The following is a 16,451-nucleotide window of genomic DNA, read 5'->3' as shown; positions in this document are numbered from 1 at the left end:
ACTCCAGCAGCGGACGCAGGTCCGCTGCTTTTTTTTTGCCACCGCTTCGGTGAAATGCTCTGTCGTTCTTCCCGGGCTTAACAACAGCGGAAGGATGATGTCGTGCTTATCTTATTAGGTTACCTGGTTGTTCTTGGTACAGTTTTCGGCGGGTATGCAATCACCGGCGGACACCTTGGGGCACTCTATCAGCCTGCAGAACTGATCATTATTGGCGGCGCGGGGATAGGGGCGTTTATCGTTGGCAACAACGGGAAGGCCATCAAGGGCACGCTGAAGGCGCTGCCGTTACTGTTTCGTCGTTCAAAGTACACCAAGAGTATGTACATGGATCTGCTGGCCTTGCTCTATCGCTTGATGGCCAAGTCACGTCAGCAGGGCATGTTCTCACTCGAACGTGATATCGAAAACCCAACGGAAAGTGAAATCTTCGCCAGCTATCCACGGATCCTCGCGGACAAACTCATGCTGGAGTTTATCGTCGATTATCTGCGGCTCATCATCAGCGGCAACATGAACACCTTCGAAATTGAAGCGCTGATGGATGAAGAGATCGAAACCCACGAAAGCGAAGCCGAAGTGCCGGCGAACAGCCTCGCGCTGGTAGGCGATTCCTTGCCTGCATTCGGGATTGTCGCCGCGGTCATGGGCGTGGTGCACGCGCTTGGCTCAGCGGATCGTCCGGCGGCGGAACTCGGGGCGATGATTGCGCATGCGATGGTCGGCACCTTCCTCGGCATTCTGCTGGCCTACGGTTTTATTTCACCGCTGGCGACGGTGCTGCGTCAGAAAAGTGCTGAAACCACCAAGATGATGCAGTGCGTCAAAATCACGCTGCTGTCGAACCTCAACGGCTACGCGCCGCCGATTGCGGTTGAGTTTGGTCGTAAAACGCTCTACTCCAGCGAACGTCCATCGTTTGTTGAGCTGGAAGAGCATGTGCGTGCGGTGCGTAATCCAACGGCACAACAGACGACCACCGAGGACGCATGAAAAATCAGGCCCACCCGATAATCGTCGTCAGGCGCAAAAAGCATAAAAGTCACAGCGGGGCAGGTCACGGCTCGTGGAAGATTGCTTACGCCGATTTTATGACCGCGATGATGGCCTTCTTCCTTGTGATGTGGCTTATCTCCATCTCCAGCCCGAAAGAGCTGATTCAGATTGCCGAATACTTCCGTACCCCGCTGGCAACTGCGGTAACCGGCGGCTCGCGCATTTCTGAAAGTGAAAGCCCCATCCCCGGCGGCGGCGACGACTACACCCAGCGTCAGGGCGAAGTGAAGAAAGAGCCAAATATTGACGAACTGAAAAAACGCATGGAGCAGAGCCGCCTGAAGAAGATTCGCGGCGAACTGGATCAGCTGATCGAGTCGGATCCGAAGCTAAAAGCCCTGCGTCAGTACCTGAAGATAGACCTGGTGCAGGAAGGGCTGCGTATTCAGATTATCGACAGCCAGAATCGGCCGATGTTTAAAACCGGTAGCGCGGAAGTGGAATCCTATATGCGCGACATCCTGCGCGCAATTGCGCCGATCCTGAACGAAGTCCCGAACAGAATCAGTCTTTCAGGCCACACCGATGACTACCCTTACGCCACGGGTGACAGGGGCTACAGCAACTGGGAGCTTTCCGCCGATCGCGCCAACGCGTCGCGCCGGGAGCTGGTGGCAGGTGGCCTGGATGACGGCAAAGTATTGCGGGTAATTGGCATGGCTAACACCATGAAGTTACAGCAGCACGGCGGAGATGACGCTATCAACCGCCGCATCAGTTTACTGGTGCTCAATACTCAGGCTGAACAGGCAATTCTCCACGAGAACGCCGAAAGCCAGAATGAACCCTTAAGCGTATTACAGCAGCCGGCGGCAGTGCCTCCGGCGGCCAGTCCCACATCGCCACAATCTCTACAGAGGTGATAGCGTGAGCATGGATATCAGCGATTTTTATCAGACATTTTTTGATGAAGCCGACGAGTTGTTGGCGGATATGGAGCAGCACCTGCTGGATCTCGTCCCGGAAGCCCCTGACGCCGAGCAGCTGAACGCCATTTTTCGTGCCGCGCACTCCATTAAAGGCGGCGCGGGCACCTTCGGTTTCAGCGTATTGCAGGAAACCACGCACCTGATGGAAAACCTGCTGGATGACGCCCGGCGCGGTGAGATGCAGCTCAATACCGACATTATCAACCTGTTTTTGGAAACGAAAGACATTATGCAGGAACAGCTCGACGCCTATAAAAGCTCGCAGGAGCCGGACGCTGCCAGCTTCGAATATATCTGCCAGGCCCTGCGCCAGCTGGCTTTAGAAGCCAAAGGTGAAGCGGCGACTCCGGCCCCGACTGCGGGCGCCAAACTGAGCGTCGTGGATAACGAAACGCCTGAGAGCGAAGTGGCGATAGCGCCCGCGCAGGCAGGCGGCCAGACCCGCATCGTGCTTTCCCGCCTGAAGGCCGGTGAGCCAGAGATGCTGCAGGAAGAGTTGAGCAACCTCGCTCAGATTAGCCAGGTGGTGAAAACCGCAGATTCACTCAGCGCGAACCTCGATGGCGCGGTGTCGCAGGACGATATCGTGGCGGTGCTCTGTTTCGTTATTGAAGCCGATCAAATCGCCTTTGAAACTGCATCAGCTGCGGTGACTGAAACCCCGGCGGTGGTGGTTGTGGAAGCGGCTGAAGTGCCTGCCGTGGTGAATGCTCCGGCGCTGAAAGCCGTGCCGAAAGAAGCGGCGGCAGCCCCGCGTGTGGAGCGTGAAAAACCGGCACGCGTGAGCGAATCAAGCAGTATTCGCGTGGCGGTGGAGAAGGTCGATCAGCTGATCAACCTCGTCGGCGAACTGGTTATTACCCAGTCCATGCTGGCGCAGCGTTCCAACGAACTTGACCCGGTGCAGCACGGCGATCTGATCACCAGCATGGGTCAGCTCGAGCGCAACGCCCGTGACCTGCAGGAATCGGTGATGTCGATCCGCATGATGCCGATGGAGTACGTCTTCAGCCGCTTCCCGCGTCTGGTGCGTGACCTGGCGGGCAAGCTGAATAAGCAGGTGGAACTGACGCTGATGGGCAGCTCCACCGAGCTGGACAAGAGCCTGATCGAGCGCATTATCGACCCGCTGACGCACCTCGTGCGCAACAGCCTGGATCATGGCATTGAATCGCCTGAAAACCGCATGGCGGCAGGGAAATCTGCCGTCGGCAACCTGATCCTTTCCGCTGAGCATCAGGGCGGCAATATCTGTATCGAAGTTACCGACGACGGCGCGGGCCTCAATCGCGATCGCATCCTGGCGAAAGCGCTGTCGCAGGGGATGGCGGTCAGCGAAAGCATGACGGATGAAGAAGTCGGGATGCTGATTTTCGCCCCGGGCTTCTCCACTGCCGAACAGGTGACGGACGTCTCCGGGCGCGGCGTCGGCATGGACGTGGTGAAACGAAATATCCAGGAGATGGGCGGCCACGTTGAAATTAAATCGAAGCAGGGCGCGGGCACCACAATCCGTATTCTGCTGCCGCTGACGCTGGCGATCCTCGATGGCATGTCCGTCAAGGTGAGCGGAGAGGTGTTCATTCTGCCGCTCAATGCGGTGATGGAATCCCTCCAGCCGCGTGAAGAAGATCTGCACCCGCTGGCGGGCGGCGAGCGCGTGCTGGAAGTGCGTGGCGAATACCTGCCGCTGGTCGAACTGTGGAAAGTGTTTGATGTCCAGGGGGCCAAAACCGAAGCCACCCAGGGCATCGTGGTTATCCTGCAAAGCGCAGGCCGCCGCTACGCGCTGCTGGTGGATCAACTGATCGGCCAGCATCAGGTCGTGGTGAAAAATCTGGAAAGCAATTACCGCAAAGTGCCGGGCATCTCGGCGGCGACTATCCTCGGCGATGGCAGCGTCGCGCTGATCGTCGATGTCCAGGCTTTGCAGGGTTTGAATCGTGAACAACGTGTGGCGTACAGCGCTGCCTGATGCTTAAGAAGGGAAAAAAATGACCGGTATGACGAACGTAGCAAAACTGGCGGGCGAGCCATCAGGCCAGGAGTTTCTGGTTTTCACGTTGGGCAATGAAGAGTACGGGATTGATATCCTGAAGGTGCAGGAAATTCGCGGCTACGACCAGGTGACGCGCATTGCCAACACACCGTCGTTTATCAAAGGTGTGACCAACCTGCGCGGTGTGATCGTGCCTATCGTTGACCTGCGCGTGAAGTTCAGCCAGGAAGACGTGGAGTACAACGACAACACGGTTGTTATCGTCCTGAACCTGAGCCAGCGCGTAGTTGGCATCGTGGTTGATGGCGTATCCGACGTGCTGTCGCTCGCCGCCGACCAGATTCGCCCGGCGCCGGAATTTGCCGTCACGCTCTCCACCGAATACCTGACCGGCCTCGGCGCGCTCGGTGAGCGTATGCTGATTCTGGTGAACATCGAAAAGCTGCTCAACAGCGAAGAGATGTCCCTGCTTGATAACGCGGCTATTAGCGCGGCATGATGGTTATCCCCCCGTAATTTCGGGGGGAAATTCCTTCAGATTTCACCCCCTCTAAACTCCCCGTAAGCCCCGCTAATATCTCCCTGAAAACGTTGTGTGATTCTGATCACAATACCTGCAATATATTCTCTGCAACCTGTCATTTTTTCCTGCCGCTGCGTTGTTAATTTATTGATATATAAAAGATAAATATGTAAATAAGGCGAAAGGCTTAATTTGTGTCATAAACTTGGTTGAATGAAATCTCCTGAACTAGATTTCAGTTAAGGCACCCGTGGGGTGGCCTGTTAACCGTCTGACGCAAAACAGAAAAGCGCCAGGACTTCTGACTCCGGAGACGCCCTATGAACAGAACTCGTCTTCTACTGACCGCCGCGAGTTTTCTGGCGCTGGCTGCCCCTGGCGCACAGGCTGTGACCAGCCTCGGCACCATCGCCGCAACCCTGACGCTGACCAACGGTTGCCTGATAAACAGCTCCCCAAGCCAGAGCGGGATCAACTTCGGTACCCTGGACTTTGGTACGCGGCCAGCCACCTTCTCGACGCTGACCACTCAGCTGACCGGGGCCAGCGGTGGGAACAGCTTCACCGTCCAGTGTACGACCAGCAGCTATACGGTGACGATCACCGGCAATGCCAACAGCACCGCGCCGGGCACGGTGGTGGGCACGCCTGGTACGCCTGGTCGCTACCTGATCAGCACCACCAATGCGGCGCAGGGTGTGGCCTACAGCCTCTATAGCGACAGCGGCTACAACAACATCATCACCAACGGTGCCGCGTTGCCGATTGCCTCGACAACCGGCAACGTGGACAGCTACACGCTCTACGGGCGCATTCAGGGCGGGGGCAACAGCGTGAGCGTGGTGCCGGGGACCTACACCGACACGATTAACGTCAGCGTCAATTATTAACTTCGCGAATGACATTGGGTATGACTGGCCTCCTGCAGGTGGCCCGGGAACGGCTACGCCTTTTTCTGCTGGTTGTGCTGCTGGTTCAGGGCTTTCCGGTGCAGGCGCTGACGGTCACGACCCAGTCATTTAAGGTGAACGCCACCATCACGCCGGGCTGTTCGGTGGCGACGGGCAGCGGTGGGGCGATGGGATCGCTGAGCTTTGGCAGCTACAGCGGCGTAAGGTCGGGGCAGGTGAGCACGCAGTTTGTGCCTAACGCGTCGTTAAAACTTGCCTGCACGCCGGGCGTGGCATTGAGCATGAGCATCAATGGCGGGCAGAACTACACCACGGTGCGCAATCTGCAGCGCTCCGGCGGAACGGACAGAGTGCCGTACCGGCTGTACACCAACAGTTCGCTGGCGGCGAATAGCGAAATTGGCGTGAATCAGGCCGTGTCGGTGAGTTACAGCAATGGCGACAACATCTCGCTGACGCTTTACGGCGCGGCGCAACTGACCGGGTTCAGCCCGGCGGGGACCTACAGCGATCAACTTACCGTGACGTTGTCATGGTAGACAGGGAGAAACAGCATGAACCAGAGTTGTCTGCCTCGCGCGCTCATCGCGCTGGCGTGTCTGAGCGGCCCCGGCCTGTTTTCTGCTGGCGCACAGGCCGCGGCTACTGTGCTTATCTGGCCCATCGATCCTTTTCTGACGGCAGACAAAAAAGCCACCGAGCTGTGGATTGAAAATCAGGGCACGAACGCCACCACCATGCAGGTGCGCATTGTGCGCTGGCAGCAGGAGGGTGGCCATGAGCGCTATCAGCAGCAGCAGGACGTGGTGGCGAGTCCGCCCATTTTGCGTATCGATCGCGGCGGCAAGCAGCTGATTCGTTTGATTAAGCAGGCTGATGTGCCGCAGGGTAAAGAGCAGGCCTACCGCATTATCATCGACGAAATTCCTCAACCCACCGAGACCGGCAAGCCGCAGATCGGCCTGAAGCTGCAAATGCGCTACTCCATTCCGCTGTTTGTCTACGGGCAGGGCATGCCGGTGGAAACGGAAGGCGCCAATCACGTGCTGGTCGATGGCCGGAACCTCAGCTGGAGCAAAACGACGCTCGACGGCAAACCGGCCATTGAGGTGCGTAACCGCGATTTAGTCCACGTGCGGCTGAGTCAGGTGTCCGTCCGTCAGGGCGGCAGCGAACGGGAAGTTGCGCCGGGCCTGCTTGGGTATGTGTTGCCCGGCCAGTCGCGCAGCTGGCCGTTGCCTGCCGGGGTAACAAACCCCACGGGCCTTAGCGCGACCATCAATGCCCAGGACGCGAAATGGCAGTCCGCCGCGGGCAACTGACGAAACTTGCCATGTGCACGCTGTTATTAAGCTCAGGTCTTTGTCAGGCGGAATCGGGCGACGATCTGCTGCCTCCGCCGCCGGACGCCCGCAGCATCAATCAGCAGGCTGTGTATCAGCTAGGGTTGGTCATCAACCACTATGACACCCAACTGGTGGTACCCGCCACGCAGCGTGACGATCACTGGTTTGTCGCCAGCCAGGATCTGCAGCGCGCCGGGCTTCCGGCCGCACAATTCCCGACAGGAGAGGTCGATCTTTCGGCGCAAAGTCAGGTCAAAACCGAATATGACGGTAACGGTCAGCGGCTGCTGTTAACCGTACCGTCAGACTGGTTTGCAGCCAAAGAGGCCGCATTTGACGGCGGCATTCAACGGGTGAAACCGCTGGACGGCAGCGGCGCCTTGCTCAATTACGACTTCTATACCAGCCAGACTGAGCACGGCATTGGCCAGGCGGCCATCTGGCATGAACTGCGCTTCTTTCGCGGCAAAAGCAGCCTCTCCTCAACCGGCTACGTCCGGCAAAATCTCAGTGGCGACAACCCGATCGACGATGGCTATATGCGCTACGATACCACCCTGAGCTACACCGACGACGATACCGCGCTGGAGTGGGAACTGGGCGATACGCTCAGTGATGCTCTGAGCTGGAGCAACAGCGTGCGCGTGGGCGGGGTACGTATCGGGCGTGACTTTACCCTGCGCCCGGACCTGGTTACCTGGCCACTCCCTGCCTTTACCGGCGATGCGGCGGTGCCGACCTCGGTGGATCTGTTCATTGATGGCTATCGGGCGGGATCGACGCAACTCCAACCCGGGCCGTTTACCCTCACCAATCTGCCCTACATTAACGGGGCGGGTAACGCCGTGCTGGTGACCACCGATGCCCTCGGTCGTCAGGTCAGTACCACGCTGCCGTTTTATGTCGCCAGCCAGATGCTGAAGCCCGGACTCAGCGACGGAGCCGCCACCTTTGGCGCGCTGCGCCGCAACTACGGCATTGAAAATTTTGACTACGGCCCGGCGGTGGGCAGCGGGACGTATCGCTACGGCGTGAATGAGTACCTGACGCTGGAAAGCCACGCTGAAGCCGCTGATTCGCTGGCGCTGGGTGGGGCTGGCGCGCTGGTGAAACTCGGGCAATTTGGTATCGTCAACGGCAGCTACACCCACAGCCAGATGTACGGCGAAGGCGGCCAGCAGCTGAACTGGGGCTACCAGTACAGCACCGGGGCGTTCAGCTTTATCACCCAGCACACCCATCGCGATAAAACCTTCGGCAACCTGGCGCTGTATGACATGCCGCGCCTGTATGACGACAATCACAACCCCATTGCCAGCCTCAGCCAGCGCAGCGACCAGTATTCGCTGTCGCTGAATATGGGAAATTACGGCAATATCGGCGCGGCATGGATAGGGGTGCAAAGCTTCGACAGCCAGAAGACCGAGCTGCTGAATCTCTCCTGGAGCCGCAACCTGTGGGGGAGCAGCAGTATCTATCTGGCGGCGAGCCGCGACCAGCAGCGCGGCGACTGGACGGTGGCGCTGTCGCTGCAAATCCCTCTCGGCGACAGAGACAGCGTAGCGGTCAGCACCGAAAGCACGCCGGATTCCGGCAGCACGCAGCGCATCAACTACAACCACACCATGCCGACGGACGGCGGCTTCAGCTGGAACCTGGCCTGGGCAAGGCAGTCGCAGTCGAACAACTACCAGCAGGCGACGCTCGGCTGGCGCAACAATAACGTCGAACTGCAGGGCGGTGGCTACGGCGAAGAGGATCAGATGACCTGGTGGGGCGAGGCGTTGGGCTCGCTGGTACTGATGGACGGCCAGGTCTTCGCCGCCAATAAAATCAACGACGCTTTTGTGGTGGTCAGCACCGACGGTCAGCCTTCCGTGCCCGTCAATTATGAGCATCAGCAGGTGGGCGAAACGAACGACAAAGGCTATCTGCTGGTCAGCGGAGTATCGGCCTGGTACCCGGCGAACTACAGCATCAACGCGCTGAATTTACCGGCGGATACGCAGCTTAAAGAGACGGAAAAACGCATTGCGTTACGGCGTAACAGCGGCTATCTGCTTGAATTCCCGATGGAACAGGAACGCGTTGCCAGCGTGATTCTGCATGACGAGCAGGGTCAGCCATTGCCGGTGGGCAGCATTGTTTCGCGTCCCGGCAAACCCGACGCGCCCGTTGGCTACGACGGTATCGGCTGGCTGGAAAACCTCAATGACATTAACCCGCTGACCGTTGTGGCGCCGGGAGGCAAGCGCTGTGCAGCCAGCTTCAGCACGCGGCCCAATCCGGATCACAAACTTCAGACCTACGGCCCGCTTATCTGCCGGGAGACAAAATAATGTGCCGCACGCTCGGATTGCTGTTCCTGCTCTGGCTGATAAGCGCGCCGCTGTATGCGGCCTGTACCGTGTCGATGGGGAATGCCTCGTACGCCAGCCAATCCTCTTTCACCGTCAACAGCACCGAGCAGCAAACGTCCGCCAACCTGGTGGTTTCCTGCGATACCGTGCTGAATCTGCTGACCGCAGGCGACACCGTGTCGATGAACGTGCTGAGCGCCACGGCTACCTCGGGCACGCGGGCGGCGATGAAGCGCACGGATAACACCACGGTGACGGATGTGATCCCGGTGCGGGTGTGCGGCACAGCCAGCTGTAGCAACAGCACCGAAACCCCCATCGGGCAAACTTACACCTGGAGTGGCAGCATGCTGCTGGGGCTGCTGACCTCCAAAACCTATACCTTGCCGATTTACTTCCGCACCGTGGCCGGGCAAAGCGTCAGCGCCGGGCCTTACCAGGCAAGCATCACGCTCAACGTCAGCTACAGCGTGTGTGCCCTGAGCGCGCTTGGGCTGTGCATCGGCACGCCGCAAACGGGTACGGTACCGGTGACGGTACAGCTCACCATGAACGTCACCACTGACTGCATCACCATCAGCGCGCCGGATGTCAATTTCGGCAGCGCGCCGCTGATAAGTGGCTTCTCCTCTGTGTCGCAGTCCGTCGCCATCACCTGCACCAAGGGCAGCACTTACACCGTTGGCATTGATAACGGGGCGAATGCAAGCGGCGGTTCGGTGCGCAAAATGGTTAACGGCAGCAACTCGATGAGCTATGACATCTATAAAGGCAGCACCAGCAGCCGCTGGGGGCCTGCTGGCACTGAGCGCTGGGCCAGCAGCGCTGCGAGCCTGACCAGCAGCGACGGTACGGTGAACACCTACAACTATACAGCGAAGATCCTGAGCGGGCAGAGCACACCGCCTGCGGGGACCTACACCGACACGCTGATCGTCGACATCGCCTTCTGAATAGGAAGTGACTTAACGTAAAGTTCCGTCACAACGTGCCGATAACACCGCTATCACGTTATTGAAAAGGTGTTGTATGTTGAACCGTCTGCGCGTTGTCACCCTGTTGATGCTGGTGCTGGTCGTTTTCGCACTGCTTCAGCTGCTGTCCGGTGGCTTTCTTTTCTCGTCACTTAAGCAAAACCAGCAAAGTTTCGCCCTCTCGAACGACCTGCGCACCCGCCAGACTGAGCTGAGCAAAACCTGGGAGCTGATGCTGCAAACGCGCATCAACCTCAGCCGCTCCTCAGCCCGCATGATGATGGATGCCGCCAACCAGCAAAGCAGCGCCAAAACGGACCTGCTCAATAACGCTAAAACGTCGCTTGCCGAAGCGGCAAAACACTATGCGGCGTTCACGCAAATAGCCGCGCAGCCTGAACTGACTGACGTCAGCGCCGTGGTTGACGCCAGCTACCAGAAATATTTCGCCGGGCTGACCGAGCTGGTTGGCTTCCTGCAAAACGGCAACATGGATGCCTATTTCGCCCAGCCGACTCAGGGCATGCAGAACGGCCTCAGCGACGCGATGACGCGCTACGCCGCGCAAAGCGAAACGCTCTATCAGCACGCCTTCACCACCAGCAAGCATGACTACAAGTTTGCCCAATGGCAGCTGGCGATCATCGCCCTCGTGCTGGTGACCATTCTGGCGGCGGCTTGGTACGGAATTCGCCATATTCTGCTCAATCCTCTGGCGGGCGTAATGAATCATTTGCGTCATATCGCTCAGGGAGATTTAACCCAGACGGTGACGGTCCGCGGGCGCAATGAAATTGCCGAACTGGCCGACACGGTCAACCACATGCAGCAGTCGTTGATCGACACCGTCACCCGTGTGCGTCAGGGCTCGGATGCGATTTACAGCGGCACCAGCGAAATCGCCCTCGGCAATAACGACCTCTCCTCACGTACTGAAGAACAGGCGTCCGCGCTGGAGCAAACCGCTGCCAGCATGGAAGAGCTGACCGCCACCGTGAAGCAAAACGCCGAAAACGCCCGCCAGGCATCGCAGCTGGCGCTGAGCGCCTCGGAAACGGCACAGCGCGGCGGCAAAGTGGTCGATGGCGTGGTGAAAACGATGCACGACATCGCCGCCAGTTCGCAGAAAATCTCCGACATTACCGGCGTTATCGACGGCATTGCCTTTCAGACCAATATTCTGGCACTCAACGCCGCAGTCGAAGCCGCCCGTGCGGGTGAGCAGGGGCGTGGCTTTGCGGTGGTTGCCGGGGAAGTGCGCAACCTTGCAAGCCGCAGCGCGCAGGCCGCCAAAGAGATTAAAGGCCTGATAGAAGACTCGGTGTCGAAAGTCGATACCGGATCGGTGCTGGTGGAAAGCGCCGGGGAGACCATGAACGACATCGTCAACGCCGTCACCCGCGTGACCGACATCATGGGCGAGATCTCCTCCGCCTCCGATGAGCAGAGCCGTGGCATCGATCAGGTGGCACTGGCGGTCTCGGAAATGGACAGAGTCACCCAGCAAAACGCCGCGCTGGTGCAGCAGTCTGCTGCCGCTGCCGCCGCGCTTGAAGAGCAGTCCAGCAGCCTGACCCGCGCCGTCTCGGCGTTTCAGATTGCGAGCGTCAATAGCAATACCGTCAGTAAAAAAACAAACGTGCTTCCGGTCAGCACCGTGCCGCAGCGTGCGCGTGCCGCCACCGGAACCGACGACAACTGGGAAACCTTTTAACTTTACGCGGCCTGTTGCCGTTTATCGGGAGTGGTGATGTTCAATCGTATTCGTATCTCGACCACCTTATTTGTGATTCTGGTGGTGTGTGGCCTGTTGCAGGTGGGTAGCAACGGGCTGTCATTTTTGGCGTTTCGCGATGGACAGCAAACTCTGGGGCAAGTGGAAAAGGGAAATCAGTTACTGAACAGCCTCGGCGATGCGCGCGTAGTGCTGTTGCAGGCGAGCACGGCGCTGAACAAGGCCGGAACGCTTACGGCGCTCAGCTATCCGCCTGAGGATATCAAGGCGCTGATTGCCGGGGCACATCAGAGCCTGAAGCAGTCGGACAAAGAGTTTGCCGAGTTTATGGCCATCCCGGCGATGAACGACGACGCTCAGGCCCTGAAGGATCAAACGAAAAAACGCTTTACCGACTGGCATGACGCGTTGACTCATCAGGTCGCGTGGCTTGAAAACAACCAGCTGTCGGACTTTATGACCGCCCCGGTGCAGGAGGCTCAGCAAGGGTTTGACGGCAGCTGGCACAACTGGATCCAGTTTATCGGCTCCCACGTTGAAGCCGCTCGTGAGGCAGGGGAAAGCAACTACCACCGCTCAGCGCTGATCTTCGGCGTGGTCGTGATTCTGGCCGTGCTGCTGGTCGGTGGGGCGCTGCTGTGGACGCGCAGGATGATTGTCCAGCCACTCGCCATCATCAGCGATCACTTTGAAAGCATCGCCAAAGGCAATCTCGCAAGGCCGATTTCGGTGTACGGCAAAAATGAAATCTCGGCGATCTTCTCCGGGCTGAAGGCGATGCAGATTGCGCTGCGCGGCACCGTGAGTCAGGTTCGTCAGGGCAGCCACGCCATGCATACCGGTATTTCAGAGATTGCGGCGGGCAACAACGACCTGTCTTCTCGCACTGAACAGCAGGCGGCATCACTGGCGGAAACGGCGGCAAGCATGGAGCAATTGACCGCCACGGTCGGGCAGAACGCCGACAACGCTCGCCAGGCATCCGGGCTTGCCAGCAGTGCTGCGAGCACCGCCAAACGCGGCGGTGAGCAGGCTTCGCACGTGGCAGAGACGATGCATGAAATTGCCACCAGTTCGCAGAAAATTGGCGACATTATCAGCGTGATCGACGGCATTGCCTTCCAGACGAACATCCTGGCACTCAACGCCGCCGTGGAAGCCGCGCGGGCAGGAGAGCAGGGCCGCGGATTCGCAGTTGTGGCAGGTGAAGTGCGTAACCTTGCCAGCCGCAGCGCCCAGGCCGCTAAAGAGATTAAGGGCCTGATAGAAGAGTCGGTCGCCCGCGTGCAAGAAGGTTCGGCGCTGGTGGATACCGCCGCCAATACCATGACTGAAATCGTCCGCTCCGTAACTCAGGTGAACGACATCATGGGCGAAATTGCCTCTGCATCGGATGAACAGCGTCGCGGCATTGAGCAGGTAGCGCTGGCGGTGAGTCAGATGGATCAGGTCACGCAGCAGAACGCCTCGCTGGTGGAAGAAGCCGCCGCGGCAACGGAACAGCTGGCCGGGCAGGCCGATAACCTGACCTCGCTGGTGTCCGTGTTTGAACTGGAAGAAAAGCACGTAACGCAGCACGAAGGGGGGCGGCCGACGGCCGTACCTGTTGTTTCCTGAAAGGACGTAAAAAGAAGGCGCTATGACAGCAACTCTGCCCCAAGGGCAATCGTCACTCCTCACGCAGATGACACAGCGCCTCGCGCTATCCGACGCGCAGTTTCGTCGGATTTGCCAGTTGATCTACCAGCGCGCAGGTATTGTGCTGGCCGATCACAAGCGCGACATGGTGTACAACCGGCTGGTGCGCCGTCTGCGCCAGCTTGGACTGGATGATTTTGGCCGCTATCTGGCGATGCTGGAGGCCAATCAGGATAACGCCGAATGGCAGGCGTTTATCAATTCCCTGACCACTAACCTGACGGCCTTTTTCCGTGAGGCGCACCATTTCCCGACGCTTGCCGAGCACGCAAAACGGCGTCAGGGCGAGTATCGCGTGTGGAGTGCGGCGGCGTCGACCGGGGAAGAACCCTATTCGATTGCCATCACGCTTGCCGACACGCTCGGCACCGCGCCGGGTCGCTGGAAGGTGTTTGCCAGCGACATTGATACCGAAGTGCTGAACAAAGCGCAAAGCGGCGTCTATCGTCAGGATGAGCTGAAAACGCTGTCGCAGCAGCAGCTTCAGCACTATTTCATGCGCGGTACCGGGCCACACAGCGGGCTGGTACGCGTGCGTCAGGAACTGGCGAACTACGTGGATTTCTCCCCGGTGAACCTGCTGGACCGAACCTACAACGTGCCGGGGCCGTTTGACGCTATTTTTTGCCGTAACGTGATGATTTATTTTGATAAGACGACGCAGCAGGACATATTGCGTCGCTTTGTTCCCCTGCTAAAGCCTGACGGATTACTGTTTGCCGGGCATTCAGAAAACTTCAGCAACCTCGTGCGCGAGTTCAGTCTGCGGGGGCAGACGGTGTACGCGCTGAGTAAGGATAAAGCATGAATAAAATCAGGGTGTTGTCTGTAGATGATTCGGCATTGATGCGTCAGATAATGACGGAAATTATTAACAGCCACAGCGACATGGAAATGGTGGCAACCGCGCCCGATCCGCTGGTTGCCCGCGATCTTATTAAGAAATTTAATCCTGACGTACTGACGCTCGATGTCGAAATGCCGCGCATGGACGGCCTCGATTTCCTGGAAAAGCTGATGCGCCTGCGCCCGATGCCGGTGGTGATGGTTTCTTCGCTGACCGGTAAAGGTTCAGAGGTCACGCTGCGTGCGCTGGAGCTTGGGGCTGTGGATTTCGTCACCAAGCCGCAGATCGGCATCCGTGAAGGGATGTTGGCCTACAGCGAAATGATTGCCGACAAAGTGCGGGCCGCCTCGCGCGCCCAGCTGAGTGCGCATAAACCGCTGGCTGCGCCCAAAGCGCTGAAGGCCGGGCCGATGCTGAGCTCGGAAAAGCTGCTGGTGATTGGCGCGTCAACGGGAGGAACCGAGGCCATTCGTCACGTCTTACAGCCTTTACCCTTGACCAGCCCGGCGATTCTGATCACCCAGCATATGCCGCCAGGATTCACCCGTTCCTTTGCTGAACGGCTGAACAAGCTGTGCCAGATAGCGGTGAAAGAAGCGGAAGACGGCGAGCGCGTACTGCCGGGGCACGCCTACATCGCGCCGGGCGACAAGCATATGGAGCTGGCGCGCAGCGGGGCGAACTATCAGATCAAAATTCACGACGGGCCGCCGGTGAACCGGCACCGTCCGTCGGTGGATGTGCTGTTTCATTCGGTGGCGAAAAACGCCGGGCGTAATGCCGTGGGGGTGATCCTCACCGGCATGGGCAACGACGGCGCCGCCGGAATGCTGGCGATGCACCAGGCGGGCGCCTGGACCATTGCCCAGAACGAAGCAAGTTGTGTGGTGTTCGGCATGCCGCGTGAGGCCATCAATATGGGTGGCGTCAGCGAAGTGGTCGATCTCAGCCAGGTAAGCCAGCAGATGCTGGCGAAAATCAGTGCCGGACAGGCAATACGTATTTAAGGGGAGTAAAAATAAATGGCGGATAAAGAGCTTAAATTTCTGGTTGTGGATGACTTTTCCACCATGCGTCGCATTGTGCGTAACCTGTTGAAGGAACTGGGATTCAACAACGTTGAAGAAGCGGAAGATGGCGTGGATGCACTGAACAAGCTGCACGCGGGCGGGTTCGGTTTTGTGATTTCAGACTGGAACATGCCGAACATGGACGGCCTGGACCTGCTGAAAACCATTCGCGGCGACGGTGCCATGGCGGCGCTGCCGGTGCTGATGGTGACGGCGGAAGCCAAGAAAGAGAACATCATCGCGGCGGCGCAGGCGGGTGCCAGCGGATACGTCGTCAAACCGTTTACGGCGGCTATCCTCGAGGAGAAACTGAACAAAATCTTCGAAAAACTCGGTATGTGAGGCCCTGACGATGACTCAACACCCCATGAAACCGAGTGACGAGCATTCAGCGGGCGACATTATCGCCCGAATCGGCAGCCTGACCCGCATGCTGCGCGACAGCCTGCGCGAGCTCGGTCTTGACCAGGCCATTGCCGAAGCGGCAGAGGCTATCCCGGATGCCCGCGACCGTCTGGATTACGTCGTGCAGATGACCGCACAGGCCGCAGAGCGCGCGTTGAACTGTGTGGAGCTTTCGCAGCCTCATCAAAACCAGATGGAAAAGGAAGCCAAAGCGCTCTCCGGCCGCTGGGATGAGTGGTTTGAAAACCCGCTCGAGCTGAGCGATGCCCGCGAGCTGGTGACCGACACCCGAAGCTACCTGTCGGAGGTACCAAAGCACACCAGCTTCACCAATGCCCAACTGCTGGAAATCATGATGGCGCAGGACTTCCAGGATCTGACCGGGCAGGTGATCAAGCGGATGATGGACGTTATCCAGGAGATTGAGCGCCAGTTGCTGATGGTGCTGCTGGAAAACATGCCTGACCAGAACGCACGCCAGAAGCGGGAGAACGAAAGCCTGCTCAATGGCCCGCAAATGGACACCAGCAAGGCGGGCGTGGTTGCAAGTCAGGACCAGGTGGACGATTTGCTGGACAGTTTAGGGTTCTGATTTGTC

At 58.6% G+C, this 16,451-nt stretch carries 15 protein-coding genes; all 15 read left to right on the top strand.

The window, feature by feature from the left end; all coding sequences use genetic code 11:
* Positions 1 to 102: 102 nt before the first annotated feature.
* Positions 103 to 993, top strand: coding sequence for a flagellar motor stator protein MotA (motA, locus tag CRO87_RS15655; protein WP_097163871.1), 891 nt, complete (start codon positions 103 to 105; stop codon positions 991 to 993).
* Positions 990 to 1,919 (top strand): flagellar motor protein MotB, encoded by a 930-nt coding sequence (gene motB / locus CRO87_RS15650; protein WP_097163870.1) that lies wholly within the window; start codon positions 990 to 992, stop codon positions 1,917 to 1,919. Before motA ends, motB begins: the two co-directional genes overlap by 4 nt.
* A gap of 4 nt (positions 1,920 to 1,923) precedes the next feature.
* A complete protein-coding gene (gene cheA / locus CRO87_RS15645) occupies positions 1,924 to 3,960 on the top strand; it encodes a chemotaxis protein CheA (RefSeq protein WP_097163869.1) in 2,037 nt (678 codons plus the stop codon).
* Positions 3,961 to 3,979: 19 nt separating this feature from the next.
* Positions 3,980 to 4,483 carry a chemotaxis protein CheW gene (gene cheW, locus CRO87_RS15640; protein WP_097163868.1) on the top strand — a complete coding sequence of 168 codons (504 nt, stop codon included), beginning with the start codon at positions 3,980 to 3,982 and terminating at the stop codon, positions 4,481 to 4,483.
* A 344-nt stretch (positions 4,484 to 4,827) separates the two neighbouring features.
* Positions 4,828 to 5,397 carry a spore coat protein U domain-containing protein gene (locus CRO87_RS15635; RefSeq protein WP_097163867.1) on the top strand — a complete coding sequence of 190 codons (570 nt, stop codon included), beginning with the start codon at positions 4,828 to 4,830 and terminating at the stop codon, positions 5,395 to 5,397.
* A 20-nt stretch (positions 5,398 to 5,417) separates the two neighbouring features.
* Positions 5,418 to 5,957, top strand: a complete 540-nt coding sequence (locus tag CRO87_RS15630) for a spore coat U domain-containing protein (protein WP_097163866.1) — start codon at positions 5,418 to 5,420, stop codon at positions 5,955 to 5,957.
* Between the two features lie 15 nt (positions 5,958 to 5,972).
* Positions 5,973 to 6,740, top strand: coding sequence for a molecular chaperone (locus CRO87_RS15625; protein ID WP_097163865.1), 768 nt, complete (start codon positions 5,973 to 5,975; stop codon positions 6,738 to 6,740).
* On the top strand, positions 6,716 to 9,103 hold the full coding sequence (locus CRO87_RS15620; RefSeq protein ID WP_097163864.1) for a fimbria/pilus outer membrane usher protein: 2,388 nt from the start codon (positions 6,716 to 6,718) through the stop codon (positions 9,101 to 9,103). Before CRO87_RS15625 ends, CRO87_RS15620 begins: the two co-directional genes overlap by 25 nt.
* Positions 9,103 to 10,077, top strand: coding sequence for a spore coat U domain-containing protein (locus CRO87_RS15615; RefSeq protein ID WP_097163863.1), 975 nt, complete (start codon positions 9,103 to 9,105; stop codon positions 10,075 to 10,077). The genes CRO87_RS15620 and CRO87_RS15615 overlap by 1 nt, the downstream gene beginning before the upstream one ends.
* 76 nt (positions 10,078 to 10,153) lie before the next feature.
* Positions 10,154 to 11,812, top strand: a complete 1,659-nt coding sequence (gene tar / locus CRO87_RS15610; RefSeq protein WP_097163862.1) for a methyl-accepting chemotaxis protein II — start codon at positions 10,154 to 10,156, stop codon at positions 11,810 to 11,812.
* 36 nt (positions 11,813 to 11,848) lie between these two features.
* The gene (gene tap, locus CRO87_RS15605) at positions 11,849 to 13,450 is read left to right on the top strand and encodes a methyl-accepting chemotaxis protein IV (protein WP_097163861.1); all 1,602 of its coding nucleotides are present in this window, start codon (positions 11,849 to 11,851) and stop codon (positions 13,448 to 13,450) included.
* A gap of 22 nt (positions 13,451 to 13,472) precedes the next feature.
* On the top strand, positions 13,473 to 14,339 hold the full coding sequence (cheR, locus tag CRO87_RS15600) for a protein-glutamate O-methyltransferase CheR (protein WP_097163860.1): 867 nt from the start codon (positions 13,473 to 13,475) through the stop codon (positions 14,337 to 14,339).
* The gene (locus CRO87_RS15595) at positions 14,336 to 15,385 is read left to right on the top strand and encodes a chemotaxis response regulator protein-glutamate methylesterase (protein ID WP_097163859.1); all 1,050 of its coding nucleotides are present in this window, start codon (positions 14,336 to 14,338) and stop codon (positions 15,383 to 15,385) included. The genes cheR and CRO87_RS15595 overlap by 4 nt, the downstream gene beginning before the upstream one ends.
* Positions 15,386 to 15,400: 15 nt before the next feature.
* The gene (gene cheY / locus CRO87_RS15590) at positions 15,401 to 15,790 is read left to right on the top strand and encodes a chemotaxis response regulator CheY (protein WP_097163858.1); all 390 of its coding nucleotides are present in this window, start codon (positions 15,401 to 15,403) and stop codon (positions 15,788 to 15,790) included.
* A 10-nt stretch (positions 15,791 to 15,800) separates the two neighbouring features.
* Positions 15,801 to 16,445: a protein phosphatase CheZ gene (gene cheZ, locus CRO87_RS15585; protein WP_097163857.1), complete on the top strand. Its 645-nt coding sequence runs from the start codon at positions 15,801 to 15,803 to the stop codon at positions 16,443 to 16,445.
* Positions 16,446 to 16,451: the final 6 nt, after the last annotated feature.

The sequence above is a fragment of the Enterobacter sp. CC120223-11 genome (genome assembly GCF_900215375.1).
In the GTDB taxonomy this organism is placed as follows: Bacteria; Pseudomonadota; Gammaproteobacteria; order Enterobacterales; family Enterobacteriaceae; genus Scandinavium.
This window is presented reverse-complemented; position numbering and strand designations above follow the sequence as displayed.

Bases quoted from the DNA above. Each gene is read 5' to 3' on its own strand.
- CRO87_RS15595 (WP_097163859.1), top strand. From the start codon at position 14,336: ATGAATAAAATCAGGGTGTTGTCTGTAGATGATTCGGCATTGATGCGT.
- tar (WP_097163862.1), top strand. From the start codon at position 10,154: ATGTTGAACCGTCTGCGCGTTGTCACCCTGTTGATGCTGGTGCTGGTC.
- cheZ (WP_097163857.1), top strand. From the start codon at position 15,801: ATGACTCAACACCCCATGAAACCGAGTGACGAGCATTCAGCGGGCGAC.
- CRO87_RS15630 (WP_097163866.1), top strand. From the start codon at position 5,418: ATGACTGGCCTCCTGCAGGTGGCCCGGGAACGGCTACGCCTTTTTCTG.
- CRO87_RS15635 (WP_097163867.1), top strand. From the start codon at position 4,828: ATGAACAGAACTCGTCTTCTACTGACCGCCGCGAGTTTTCTGGCGCTG.
- CRO87_RS15620 (WP_097163864.1), top strand. From the start codon at position 6,716: ATGGCAGTCCGCCGCGGGCAACTGACGAAACTTGCCATGTGCACGCTG.
- CRO87_RS15615 (WP_097163863.1), top strand. From the start codon at position 9,103: ATGTGCCGCACGCTCGGATTGCTGTTCCTGCTCTGGCTGATAAGCGCG.
- motB (WP_097163870.1), top strand. From the start codon at position 990: ATGAAAAATCAGGCCCACCCGATAATCGTCGTCAGGCGCAAAAAGCAT.
- cheY (WP_097163858.1), top strand. From the start codon at position 15,401: ATGGCGGATAAAGAGCTTAAATTTCTGGTTGTGGATGACTTTTCCACC.
- cheR (WP_097163860.1), top strand. From the start codon at position 13,473: ATGACAGCAACTCTGCCCCAAGGGCAATCGTCACTCCTCACGCAGATG.
- cheW (WP_097163868.1), top strand. From the start codon at position 3,980: ATGACCGGTATGACGAACGTAGCAAAACTGGCGGGCGAGCCATCAGGC.
- CRO87_RS15625 (WP_097163865.1), top strand. From the start codon at position 5,973: ATGAACCAGAGTTGTCTGCCTCGCGCGCTCATCGCGCTGGCGTGTCTG.
- tap (WP_097163861.1), top strand. From the start codon at position 11,849: ATGTTCAATCGTATTCGTATCTCGACCACCTTATTTGTGATTCTGGTG.